Genomic DNA, 12,777 nt, shown 5'->3' with positions numbered 1-12,777 from the left:
GCGGACTCAATCCGGCACGAGAACCCGGCCGTGATCGACGAGGATCCTGTCGCCCTCGGACGGGGCAGCGGATATTGAGGGCACGTTGACGGACTGAAGCATGAGAGCCTTCCCAGGCTCGCCTCCGCGCGGCGTTGTCCGAACGACCTGGCTCGGAGGCAGCGGCGTCTTTCGGGTCAAGTGGGCCCACATCAGGTCGAGGGCACGCAGATGATAGAGGACGAGCGGAATCATTCTCGTGTCGAAGCCTGGCAGGTCGGTACCGAAATGCTCCGCATTCGTGACCTCGATATAGCGCAGGTTCGCACTTTCCCCATCAACGATATTGTTCAAGCCCAGATACGGGCGCGACGAGAAGCTGACGGGAACACGGTCGTCATTGCGGCCATGCACGATGATCGTCGGCAACCCGTGCAATTGACCTGATGCCAAAAATTCGTCGATACCGGTCTTCACGCGCTCCGATCCGGAGGAATTTCCGGTCACGAGCTCACGAATACAGACGGCTCCATCCAGGTTGAAATCCTGCCGCCCCGTGCTGGGCGATACCGAGAGCCAACTTCGCCGTGCCCCCGTCGGATCGTTGTCGTTGATCACATCGATCGTTCCGGCCGGAGCACCTCCAGGCGCAACGGAGAAGATCGTCGCAGCCAGATCGGGAGGAACCGCAACCGGCCTTCCATCAGCATCCGTTGCAGCGTAGCTGTAACCGCAAACACGGTCGCGAACGTCGAATCGGCCGTGATCATTGACGTACTTGGTTGCGGTTGCGTCCGGTGCGACGAAATATCCGAATGCGTGACCGACGTCGGTCTCGTCGTCCCAACCGTAAGCATGCATGCGATCGAGCGCTTCGCGCGCCTGGGCGTCCAGGGTCGCAGACGTCAACAAGCCCTTGTCGTGAAGGGACTGGCATCGGTTCGCCGCGAATGGCACACGGTCCCGCAATGGAATATCGGTCACCGCGAGCACCGCGCATGGCTGATAAAGGTTCCCGAAGCTGAAATAATCGAGCAAGCTACGGCCTGTGCCTCGCCGCTCAACAGTCCCCCGCTTCACGACCACCCTGTCGTCGGGCTTGAGCTGGACTTGCGGCTCGCGCGCGACGACACCGTCCAACAGGTGCGCTGCGTCCTTTTCCGCGCCGTAGAGGACGGCCCCTCCGCCATTCGAGCTTCCCGTTGCAATAACGATCGTATTCTCACGGGTGAAGCCCGGGTCCCGCTTCGCCAACTCGACGAATGCGAATTGCACCGACCGGAGCAGATCGGTGCCCCAATCCTTCTCGGGGTTCTGCTTCGAATGTGCAGCCTTGAATGCAACGCGATGAGGCCATGCAGCGACGAACGAGGTCCGCGCCGCATCGTCAAGATCGGCGCGGAAGTGAGCTTTCGATCCCGCCGTTTGTGCCGGCACTTGTGGGCCGTCGATCAGATTGACCGTATCGTTATCGAGAAGATGGAAGCCGTTGCCATGTCCCTTATCGTTGTAGACGACGGCGCAACGACGACGCAGTCCCCAATAGCCGAAATCGACGATGTCGCGAAACAAGCTCGCTGAGCCCGCGACCGGAATTGCGATGAGGCATCGCCGCTCCGTCGAGAGGTCTGACGGAATCTGCAAGAGCATCGCGATGTTCTGCCTGCCGTCCCCATCGTCCGCATAGGCAAGAATTTCGTCGCCGGCAATCCTGCCCGCATCGTCGAATGATTGACCCGTCTCCTGATCGACATGGGGGCCAAATAGCCGGCCATAACCCTGCCCTTTGCTCGCGCGGTAGAATACCGAAGCGCGGCGCAGCTCTTGTGCTGTGGGATGCAAGGAATCCGCGAAACGCGGAGCGGCTCCGGTCATTGCCTCGGCACCCATTCCCGCGGTGACAAGGTCGTCTGACGTGCCGTCATAATGTGTTACTTTTTCTTCGTGCAGCCAAACCGGAAGCTCGCCCGCGCGAGCCACTCCGATCGACATCAGCACGATAGAAATGGCGCAGAAGGTTTTCATCATGGCTTACTCGTACGAACCGGAGCGGAGGTCATCGGGAAGGTCCATGTTCAGCAGCGCCGAGCTGAGTGACTTTCCATGCGCATCGATGGCCAGGGATCGCGTCACGCCGCCGCCAAGCGCCTCGGTCATGACGAAGTTCAGGGCTCCGATACCGGGCAATTCGTATCGCGTCACCTCGCCATTGACGATGCCATCGAACAATTGCTTGACTCGATCGGTTGTCACGTACGCGCAGAGCAATTCGTAATCGCTCGGGTCGTACGCGATCACGGAGACGTTTGACGTATTGCCCTTGTCCCCTGTGCGCGAGTGCGCGATGTCCCGTAGTTTCATGGAGTCATTCTCCCCTGTGGCAGGCGTGCGGCGTTCCCGGGCGTCTTCTGCTTTGGCTCACGCTTCGAAGTATTGGACGGCCGTCCTCACGTCAGCCTCTGGAATCAGCGTGGATGCCACTGCGACGACCTCGCGGGCCGACTTCCAGGCTCCGCCGCCTCCGGCTGGGCCATTGGTGTAGAGGGTCTCCACCTCCTCACCGATGCGTCTGGCTTCGGCCAGCGTTTCGGTGCGTCCAATCACACGAACCCGCACTTCATAGGGTTGACATCCTAGCGATAGATTTTCGCCGTGGAGCGCGTTCGATCCGATGAGATCGCTCCTTAACTCGCTCGTCTCCACGCCTGAGAGCGCAAGCCGTTCCCGAACGATCTCGATCGCCAGCCGTCCACGCTCATGGGCGCCCGGCCCGGCATAGGAAATTTGGCCTTCGCCAACATAGCTGTCGATGTAGCCGACCGAGACTTTCAGTTCGCCTGTCTTCGGCGTGCCGCTCGCGCCGATGACGTGGACGCGATCCTCACCGATTTCTTCCACCTGGACACGAGAGAAGTCAGCGACCACATCCGGTTGGAAATAGCGGGCGGGATCGTGGATCTCATAGAGCAATTGCTCCTTGACCGTAGCGGCCGTCACCCGCCCCCCGGAGCCCGCCACCTTGGTGACGATCAAATCCCCGTCTTCCCGAACTTCGCCGATCGGAAAGCCGAGACGGGCAAGGTCTTTGACGTCCTTGTATCCGGGATCGGCGAAATATCCGCCGGTGACCTGACCCGCGCACTCCAGAAGATGGCCGACCAGAATGCCTCTTCCCAGCAACGGCCAATCGTCCATCGCCCAGTCGAACTCGTGGATCAACGGACCGAGGAAAAGCGAGGGATCGGCGGCCCGCCCGGTGATGACGACATCGGCCCCATCGCGCAAGGCTTGGGCGATCGAAGCGCCACCGAGATACGCGTTGGCGGAAGCTATTCGATTGCCGAGACCCTCGACGGTACAGCCGATATCGAGGTGGCGATCGGAGTTTTTCAGATCGCCGAGGACATCATCGCCCGTGACGGCAGCGATTTTGAGCCCACGAAGTCCCAACTGCCGCGCAATCGCCGTAGTAGCCCGCGCGGCGGATACCGGATTGGCGGCTCCCATATTCGTGACGATGCGGACACCGTTCGCACGACAGGCCGGCAGCACAGCCTTCATCCGGGCTTCCAGCAACGGATCGAACCCCGCGCTCGGATCCTTCAGCCTTGCGGCTTGCGCAAGCGCGATCGTGCGCTCGGCAAGACATTCGAACACCAGGTAGTCGAGCTTGCCTTTTTCCGCGAGCTCGACGGCCGGTTCGATCCGGTCACCCGAATATCCGGCGCCTGCTCCTATTCTGATCGTGCGCATTCGTCACCTCGCTACAGCGGGAAAATGCCGAGACAAACGCAGGCTATGGTCATCACCACCGAGGCAGCAAAGAGGAACGGTATCGTGAACCTCTGATGATCGGCCAGATCGATGCCGGTCAAGCCGACGACGAGAAACGTCGCAGGCGTCAATGGGCTCACGGGAAAACCGGTGGTCATCTGTCCCAGCAAGGCGGCCTGCGCGAGCTGAACTTTGGGAACGCCAAGCTGCCCCCCAACTTCGGCCAGGACCGGAAGAACCCCGAAATAGAACGAGTCCGGATCGAACAAAAGGCTTAGTGGCATTGCAACGATACCAAGCGCGATCGGCATGAATTTCGCCGCGCCCGGCGGCACGAATCCGACGGCATCCTGCGCCATCGCCTTCAACATCCCCGACCCCTGCATGATGCCGGTGAACACGCCCGCCGCGAGCAGGATCGAGGCCATCAACAGTGCGGCCCTCGCGTGCGCGTCCACACGCTTCCGTTGATCGTCGACATTGGGATAGTTGATGAGCAGCGCCAGACAAGTGCCGATCATGAACACGATGGCAGGCGTCAGCCTGTCGCCCAGAGCGACCATGGTCCCGAGCACGATCACTGTCAGAACGATGTTGATCCAGAAGTTCCGCGGCCGCCGCAGCTTGAGCTCGGCTTCGCTCAAGGTTCGCTGAGCCTCGACATCGACGGATGCCCCGGCTTCCAGGCCGAGCCGTTTCTCTTCCCTGCGACCCAGCCAATAGGAGACGGCAAAGATGAAGACGATGCCGGCCAACTGAACCGGCACCAGCGGGTTGAATATCTCCGGAATCGGCAGCTTGAGCGAAGCGGCGGCCCGTATCATGGGGCCGGTCCAGGGCAGGAAATTCACACCGGCAGCCAGGGACGCCGCGCAGGCGAGAATGCGGCGATCGATGCCGAGGCGATCGTACAAGGGAAGCATCGCCGGAATCGTGATGAGAAAGGTGACAGCGCCCGATCCATCGAGGTGGATGAGCAGAGCCAATAGGGTGGTGCCCATGACGATCCGCGTAGGCCGTGTACCGACGGTGCGCAGGATGCGGTCGATGATCGGGTCCAGCATGCCCGCATCCGTCACCACGCCAAAGAAGAGGATCGCGAACACGAACATGCCGACGACGGGTGCGAGGCTCTGGAGCCCGCTGACGATGAACTTGCTCGTATCCCAGCCGAAACCGCCGATCAGACAGGCGATCAGCGGTATAAGAATGAGAGCGATCAGCGGCGACATCCGCTTCGTCATGATGACCAGAAGCAGCACCGCAATGGTGGCAACGCCAAGCAACGCCAGATTGTGCATTTCCCCGCCTGATTGTTCTTTTCGGGGATCTCTCCCGAACACTTGTCGCAAATTGAACGCGGCCCGCGCCATTAGGCAATTGAAATGATTCAATGGCAGCGATAGAGAAACTCTATGGATATAAACGTGAGGCAACCCCGCTCCTTCGTCGCGGTCGCGAAGTTGGGCAGCTTCACCCAGGCGGCGGCGGCGCTGCATGTGTCGCAGCCGACCCTTTCGGTCCAGATCCGACGGCTGGAGGAATCGCTCGGGCTTTGGCTGTTCGATCGCAACCCGCGTTCGGTCGCGTTGACCCGCATGGGACGTGAGCTGCTACCCGCGCTCGAACGGACCTTGCAGGATCTCGAATCCCTTCTCAGCGATGCCCGGGATGTCGCGAGTGAGCGACGAGGCGTCGTCCGCATCGCGGCCCTGCCCTCCTTTGCTGCTGGAATACTCCCCGACGTGATCGGCGGATTCCGGGGGCAAAACCCCGGAGCTTCCTTCGCATTGAAGGACGTCATTGCCAGTCGCGTGCTGGCGCTTATTCGCTCGGAAGAGGTGGATCTCGGTCTGACGGGCGGAGACGTGTCGTTCCCCGATATCGAGACCATCTTCGCGGCGCGCGACGAGATGAGCGTGGTCTACCCCGAATCCCATCCGATCGGAACTCAGCGTCGCATCACGGCGTGCGTGCTGGCCAAGTATCCGCTGGTCATGATGGACCAGGGCACCAGCGTGAGGGCAGTCACCGATCTCGCCTTCAACCGCGCGGGGCTGCTGCCGGCGCCGGCGTCGGAAGCCACCTATATGATGACGGCGATCGGCATGGTGCGCGCCGGCATCGGCCTCACCATCCTGCCGACGTCAGCGCGGGAAATCTTTGCCGAACCTTCGCTGCGAAGCCGCAAAATCAGCGACAACAACTTCGCGCGGCCCGTCGCGCTGATCAAGAAGGCGCATCGAACCCTTCCGCCACTCAGTCGATTGTTCGCGGAGTTCCTGCAAGCCAACAGGCGCGGCCTTTTCGCGGGAAACCGACCCTGACGCCATGGCGGGAATTCAATGCGGGCCGAACGCTTGATCCGCGCCCTAACTAACGAGTCGCCAGCACCACCGCCGCCAGCGTAAAGATCAGCCCTGCGATCTGCCCCGGCCCGAGCGGCTCTCCCAGCGCAAGTGCGGATGCGACGACGCCGATCACCGGCACCGCCATCGTCCCGATCGCGGCGACCGAGGCCGGCAGGCGCGAAAGCGCCGCGAACCAGCTGACATAGGCGATGCAGAACTGCACCACGGTCGAATAGAGCAGCAGCCACCAGCCGACCGGCGTCACCTTGTCCAGATGCGAGGTCTCGATCAGCAGGCCTACGATCGAGACCGGCAGGCAGCCGATCCCGATCTGCCAGGCGGCGGCCGTGATCGGCGGCAGATGGATCGGGTACTTCTTCGAGAACACCGTGCCGACGGCAAAGCCGATCGCGCCGCACAGCGCCATGATGATGCCCGGCAGCTTCTCCGCGCTGGCGGCAATGCCGTTGCCGCCCATGATCGAGGCGAGGCCGGCAAAGGCCATCACCAGCCCGAGCGTGCGCAGCACGGTTGGCCGCTCCCCGAGCACGGGCCAAGCGATCAGCGAGGCCCAGACCGGCATGGTGTAGGCGATCAGCGCCGCCTCGCTCGCCGGCAGCCAGAGCAGCGCCAGCCCCATCAGCACCATCCAGCCGGTGACGTTGAGGACGGCGGCGGTCGCCAGCCGCGGCCAGATCCCGGGCGCGACCTTCAGACTGTCGCCACGGACCAGCGCGAGCGCGGCCAGCAGCACCGCGCCGAGCACGCCGGTCACCCCGCGCAGCGTCAGCGGCGGCAGCTCACCGAGCAGGAATTTCGTGACCGGCCAATTGAAGCCCCAGCCGATCGACGTGATCGCGAGGAACATCAGGCCGGCCGGGGCGATGCGCGGTCGCGCATCCCGGCGGGTCGAATCAAGCATGTGGGCAATCCGGCAAGATCGAGCCTCAGCTTGGCGCGGATTCGCGCACCTTTCCACCACCCCGGCGGGCATGCCTGCCCTCAGCTTCCGTACCGCTACGTGAGTCCCAACGGTGCAACCCCGGACCTCAAAAATATACCTGCCCTGTGAACAGCGGGATGAAGGGTCCGTATCGGCACCGAATGCAAATTTTTTCGGTTGGGAATCCCTGAGGACTCACTGATACTTGGCTCAACAACAGGTGAGGCCTCGCCCCCTGTTATCCCCGGCAATCCACCATATTTAGTATTTGATTCAGGAACTCGCACTAGTTCTTGACGGGCGCAACGGAGAGTCCTAGCTTTCGGTCCGTTCGGCGCGAGTGTGTTTGCGTCCCGCCGGCACTCCCCCAAAGGGTCCGCAAAACTGCACTCCGCCAGGCCAGACGAAGGCAGCGGGATGAGGGCTTGTCTGCCCGCGGACAGTGGACTTTTCGGGCGCCAGAACGGGCCGGCAACAGGCTCGGATGGCATCGGTAGACGTTGTGACGGTGTGGGGCGTTTGAACGCATGTCGGGCTCATCGCTTTGGGGCGGATGGGCCTGGACATGCCGGCGGATGATCGGTGCGCGCATCGACCAATCGCGTCGGGAGAAACTGGGCCGGATCCACCGGCTGAACTGCGGTGCCCAAGGGCCGATCGGGCCCGGGTGGAAACGCGAAACGTAATGTCGACCCGGATGCCTGAACGGAGGCAGTCCGGTCAAAGAATAGGACGGGGCAAGACCATGCGGATTGAGCGGCGCCACACCACTTCGGGACAGTCACCTTACGCCGGGATCGATTTCCGGCTGACCACGTCGGAAATCAGGAATCCCGACGGCTCGGTCGTGTTTAAAATGGACGGCGTCGAGGTCCCGGCCGAATGGTCGCAGGTCGCCTCCGACGTGCTGGCGCAAAAGTATTTCCGCAAGGCCGGCGTCGCCGCGTGCCTGAAGAAGGTCGAGGAAGAGTCCGTCCCCTCGTTCCTGTGGCGCTCGGTGCCCGACACTGATGCTCTCGCCGCGTTGCCCGAGAAAGAGCGCTATGTCAGCGAGCTCTCGGCAAAGCAGGTGTTCGACCGCCTCGCCGGCTGCTGGACCTATTGGGGCTGGAAGGGCAAGTATTTCTCCTCCGACGAGGACGCCCAGACCTTCTACGACGAGCTCCGCTACATGCTCGCCAAGCAGATGGTCGCGCCGAACTCGCCGCAATGGTTCAACACCGGTTTGCATTGGGCCTATGGCATCGACGGTCCCGGCCAGGGCCACTATTACGTCGACCCCTTCACCGGCAAGCTGACCAAGTCCAAATCGGCCTACGAGCATCCGCAGCCGCACGCCTGCTTCATCCAGGGCGTCGGCGACGACCTCGTCAACGAGGGCGGCATCATGGACCTCTGGGTCCGCGAAGCCCGCCTGTTCAAGTACGGCTCCGGCACCGGCTCCAACTTCTCGCGCCTGCGCGGTGAGGGTGAAAAACTGTCCGGCGGCGGCCGCTCGTCCGGCCTGATGAGCTTCCTCAAGATCGGCGACCGCGCCGCCGGCGCGATCAAGTCGGGCGGCACCACGCGCCGCGCCGCCAAGATGGTCGTCGTCGACGTCGATCACCCCGATATCGAGACCTATATCGACTGGAAGGTGAAGGAGGAGCAGAAGGTCGCCGCTCTCGTCACGGGATCGAAGATCAACCAGAAGCATCTCAAGCTGGTGCTCAAGGCCTGCGTGAACTGCGAAGGCTCGGGCGACGATTGTTTCGACCCGGAGAAGAACCCGGCGCTGCGTCGCGAGATCAAGCTCGCGCGCCGCAGCCTCGTGCCTGACAATTACATCAAGCGCGTCATCCAGTTTGCCAAGCAGGGCTACAAGGACATCCAGTTCGACGTCTACGACACCGACTGGGATTCGGAAGCCTACCTCACCGTCTCCGGCCAGAACTCCAACAACTCGGTCTCGCTGCGGGACGACTTCCTCCGCGCCGTCGAGACCGACGGCGACTGGAATCTGAACGCCCGCACCTCCAAGAAGGTGACCAAGACGCTGAAGGCGCGCGACCTCTGGGAAAAAATCGGCTACGCCGCCTGGGCGTCGGCCGACCCGGGCCTGCACTTCAACACCACCATGAACGACTGGCACACGTGCAAGGCGTCCGGCGACATCCGCGCGTCCAATCCCTGCTCGGAATACATGTTCCTGGACGACACCGCGTGCAATCTCGCCTCGGCGAACCTGCTGACGTTCTACGACACCACGACGAAGCAGTTCGACGTCGCCGGCTACGAGCACCTCTGCCGGCTCTGGACCATCGTGCTCGAAATCTCGGTGATGATGGCGCAGTTCCCGTCGAAGGCGATCGCCGAGCTCTCCTACGAGTTCCGCACGCTCGGCCTCGGCTACGCCAATATCGGCGGCCTGCTGATGACCATGGGTCTGTCCTACGACTCCAAGGAAGGCCGTGCGCTCTGCGGCGCGCTGACCGCTGTGATGACCGGCATCACCTACAAGACCTCGGCGGAGATGGCGGCCGAGCTCGGCACCTTCCCGGGCTACAAGAAGAACGCCGCGCACATGCTGCGCGTCATCCGCAACCACCGCCGCGCCGCCCACGGCCAGTCCAACGGCTATGAGGCGCTCAGCGTCAACCCGGTGCCGCTCGACCTCGTCTCCTGCCCGCAAGGCGACCTGGTCGCGCGTGCGCAGGCGGCCTGGGATGGAGCGCTCGAGCTCGGCGAGAAGCACGGCTATCGCAACGCCCAGACCACTGTCATCGCGCCCACGGGCACGATCGGCCTGGTGATGGACTGCGATACGACGGGCATCGAGCCGGACTTCGCGCTGGTCAAGTTCAAGAAGCTCGCCGGCGGCGGCTACTTCAAGATCATCAACCGCGCGGTCCCCGCAGCGCTGCGCGCGCTCGGCTATCGCGAGAGCGAGATCGCGGAGATCGAGGCCTACGCCGTCGGCCACGGCTCGCTCTCCAACGCCCCCGGCATCAACGCCTCGACGCTGAAGGCCAAGGGCTTCACCGATGAGGCCATCGCCAAGGTCGAAAAGGCGCTGCCGACGGCCTTCGATATCAAGTTCGCCTTCAACAAGTGGACCTTTGGCGAGGACTTCATTCGCGACCAGCTCGGCATCGGCGCGGAAGCCATTGCGGCTCCCGGCTTCGACCTGCTGCAGGCCGTGGGCTTCACCAAGCGCGAGATCGAGGCGGCCAACGTCCACATCTGCGGCGCGATGACGGTGGAAGGTGCGCCGCACCTGAAAGCCGAGCACTATGCGGTGTTCGACTGCGCCAACCCCTGCGGCAAGGTCGGCAAGCGCTATCTCTCGGTCGAGAGCCACATTCGCATGATGGCGGCGGCCCAGCCCTTCATCTCGGGTGCGATCTCCAAGACCATCAACATGCCGAACGACGCCACGGTGGAGGACTGCAAGTCCGCCTACATGCTGTCGTGGAAACTGGCATTGAAAGCCAACGCGCTCTATCGCGACGGCTCCAAGCTCAGCCAGCCGCTCAACTCGCAGCTCATCAGCGATGACGAGGACGAGGACGATGCGGTCGAGAGCCTCTACGAGAAGCCAATGGCGGCGCGCGCCACGCAGGTCTCGGAGAAGATCGTCGAGAAGCTGGTCGAGCGCATCATCGTGATGCGCGAGCGCGAGAAGATGCCGGACCGCCGCAAGGGCTACACCCAGAAGGCGGTCGTCGGCGGCCACAAGGTCTACTTGCGCACCGGCGAATATGACGACGGCCGTCTCGGCGAGATCTTCATCGACATGCACAAGGAAGGCGCAGCGCTCCGCTCCTTCATCAACAATTTTGCGATCGCGGTGTCCCTCGGTCTGCAATACGGCGTGCCGCTCGACGAATATGTCGACGCCTTCACCTTCACCCGCTTCGAGCCGGCGGGGCCCGTGCAGGGCAACGACAGCATCAAGTACGCGACCTCGATCCTCGACTACGTCTTCCGCGAGCTCGCGGTGAGCTACATGTCGCGCTTTGATCTCGCCCATGTCGATCCGACCGAGTCGAATTTTGACGCGCTCGGCAAAGGCGTGGAAGAAGGCAAGGAGCCGGACGCCCACCAAGCGACCAAGCTGGTCTCGCGCGGCCTCACCCGCTCTCGCACCGACAATCTGGTGGTGATGCGCGGCGGCTCCGCCGCGGTCGTCTCCGGCAGCGACAACGCGCCCGCCGGCGGCAGCAAGGTCACCTCGCTCGCCTCCCACGGCGCCACCGCTCGCGGCGCGGGCGATGCCCTGGAAGGCGCGGTCGCGCTGAAGCAGGAAGCCAGCCACGACCTCTCGCCCACCGAGAAGCTCGAAGCCCTCCAGTGGAGCAAGGCCGGCAGCGCCGCAACCGTCGCCGCCCCCAGCAAGGCCGAGCGCCGCGCGGAAGCGAAAGCAAAAGGCTACGAAGGCGAGATGTGCAGCGAGTGCGGCAACTTCACGCTGGTGCGGAATGGCACCTGCATGAAGTGCGATACGTGTGGTTCGACGACGGGGTGTTCGTGAAATCTGAAAGCCCGGGCTTGCCCGGGCTTTTTCTTTCTAAAGCGAGATAACGTTATGAAAGAAGAACTCCGACGCGCAATAGCGGTGAATGCGGCCGCCAAGATCAACAACCGCAAGCCGTCAGGCGTTTACAGCTATGACCGAGAACAGCACTCCAGTATGACTCCCAACTATGACTATGAGACGGGAGCTCACATTAGCGGTTCTGGCTCTGGCTTGTATCACTACGGCGTCGGCAACCACGTTTCGTTAAAGGTAAACGGCAACAGTTTCTCTGGCTATGACTACGATGGCGGGCACCACTTCAGCGGTCGCGTCAACGGCAATTCGGTTCAGATATACGACTACGGCGAAGCAAGTTATTTCAACTATTCTGTCTGACAACTCAGCTCGTAGGGTGGGTTAGCGAAGCGTAACCCACCTCTTTCGTTTGCTCCGAGGCAGGCAGTGGTGGGGTACGCCTTCGGCTAACCCACCCTACGAGTTCTGCGACAGCGGGGGGACTGAATACGATAAAGAATATTCAGCGCATTATCCTCCACCCTGACGGGACGAAAACGGAAATGGCTTCGCGCATCATCCTCGACCCGACAACTGTCGCGCGAGAGATGGCGCTGCGCAAGGTTGAAGTCCAAGGCTGGAAGCGCTTGATCCAGATCGACCTTGATGCAGCGATAATGTTGCTTGCAAACCTTATCTGTGAGGGCAGCCCGCGCACGAGAGGGCTGCTCGAGGTGTTTCACGAACGGGCACAGTCCAAGGCTGCCTTTGAATATCTCTCTACTCAGGAGTTTGACGACAGCGCCCGCCAAGCATTTCTGTTTATCTGGGCCGCGGTCGCTCATGATATTCGCCGTGGAGTCGCTGATGACGATATTCTCTTGGATGCCCTATGGAATCTATTGCCCCGATATTCGGGACCGTCACTTCGACTGTATCGTGGCGAGCCGTGCATCGACTTTGATGCTGGCCGACGTGGTATCTGCTGGTCGAGTGATCGTAAGGCAGCACTAATATTTGCACAGGGCAGGAACGCGATTGCGGGAGGCGGAGTACTTGTGGAAACCGACGCACCGCCTGACGCGATTATCGCCCAAGTCTCCACTGAGAGCACAACCGGGTGGGAGTTCGAGCATATCGTAGACCACCGCAAACTAGGCGAAAATTCGACAACTCGAATCGTTTCCAGAGATTACGTAAGAGTCTGTCCGAGATCA

General features: G+C 62.1%; 9 protein-coding genes. 4 read left to right on the top strand and 5 right to left on the bottom strand.

Features of this window, described 5'->3' with window-relative positions; genetic code table 11:
- Positions 1–6: 6 nt before the first annotated feature.
- From FXB38_RS00050 to FXB38_RS00035, 4 genes are read right to left on the bottom strand one after another with little or no spacing between them, the layout of a single operon-like run.
- Positions 7–2,007 carry a 3-hydroxybutyrate oligomer hydrolase family protein gene (locus tag FXB38_RS00050; protein ID WP_148748741.1) on the bottom strand — a complete coding sequence of 667 codons (2,001 nt, stop codon included), beginning with the start codon at positions 2,005–2,007 and terminating at the stop codon, positions 7–9.
- Between the two features lie 3 nt (positions 2,008–2,010).
- Complete coding sequence (locus FXB38_RS00045) at positions 2,011–2,340, bottom strand: AtuA-related protein (protein ID WP_148748740.1); 330 nt, start codon at positions 2,338–2,340, stop codon at positions 2,011–2,013.
- Positions 2,341–2,397: 57 nt separating this feature from the next.
- Positions 2,398–3,732, bottom strand: coding sequence for an acyclic terpene utilization AtuA family protein (locus FXB38_RS00040; protein ID WP_148748739.1), 1,335 nt, complete (start codon positions 3,730–3,732; stop codon positions 2,398–2,400).
- Between the two features lie 11 nt (positions 3,733–3,743).
- Positions 3,744–5,054, bottom strand: a complete 1,311-nt coding sequence (locus FXB38_RS00035) for a CitMHS family transporter (RefSeq protein WP_148748849.1) — start codon at positions 5,052–5,054, stop codon at positions 3,744–3,746.
- A 162-nt stretch (positions 5,055–5,216) separates the two neighbouring features.
- Between FXB38_RS00035 and FXB38_RS00030 the strand changes: the two genes are divergently transcribed.
- A complete protein-coding gene (locus FXB38_RS00030; protein ID WP_246229557.1) occupies positions 5,217–6,080 on the top strand; it encodes a LysR family transcriptional regulator in 864 nt (287 codons plus the stop codon).
- A gap of 49 nt (positions 6,081–6,129) precedes the next feature.
- On the opposite strand, the gene FXB38_RS00025 is transcribed toward FXB38_RS00030, so the two are convergent.
- Entirely contained in the window at positions 6,130–7,026 is an 897-nt protein-coding gene (locus tag FXB38_RS00025) for a DMT family transporter (protein ID WP_148748737.1), read from the bottom strand.
- 766 nt (positions 7,027–7,792) lie between these two features.
- Between FXB38_RS00025 and FXB38_RS00015 the strand changes: the two genes are divergently transcribed.
- The 3 genes from FXB38_RS00015 to FXB38_RS00005 all read left to right on the top strand — a co-directional run.
- On the top strand, positions 7,793–11,560 hold the full coding sequence (locus tag FXB38_RS00015) for a vitamin B12-dependent ribonucleotide reductase (RefSeq protein WP_148748736.1): 3,768 nt from the start codon (positions 7,793–7,795) through the stop codon (positions 11,558–11,560).
- Between the two features lie 54 nt (positions 11,561–11,614).
- Positions 11,615–11,941, top strand: coding sequence for a hypothetical protein (locus FXB38_RS00010; protein ID WP_148748735.1), 327 nt, complete (start codon positions 11,615–11,617; stop codon positions 11,939–11,941).
- Between the two features lie 182 nt (positions 11,942–12,123).
- Positions 12,124–12,777, top strand: a 654-nt coding sequence (locus tag FXB38_RS00005) for a hypothetical protein (RefSeq protein WP_148748734.1), incomplete at its 3' end; no start/stop codon positions are given.

It is taken from the genome of Bradyrhizobium cytisi (assembly GCF_008123515.1).
Classification (GTDB): Bacteria; Pseudomonadota; Alphaproteobacteria; order Rhizobiales; family Xanthobacteraceae; genus Bradyrhizobium; species Bradyrhizobium cytisi.
This window is presented reverse-complemented; position numbering and strand designations above follow the sequence as displayed.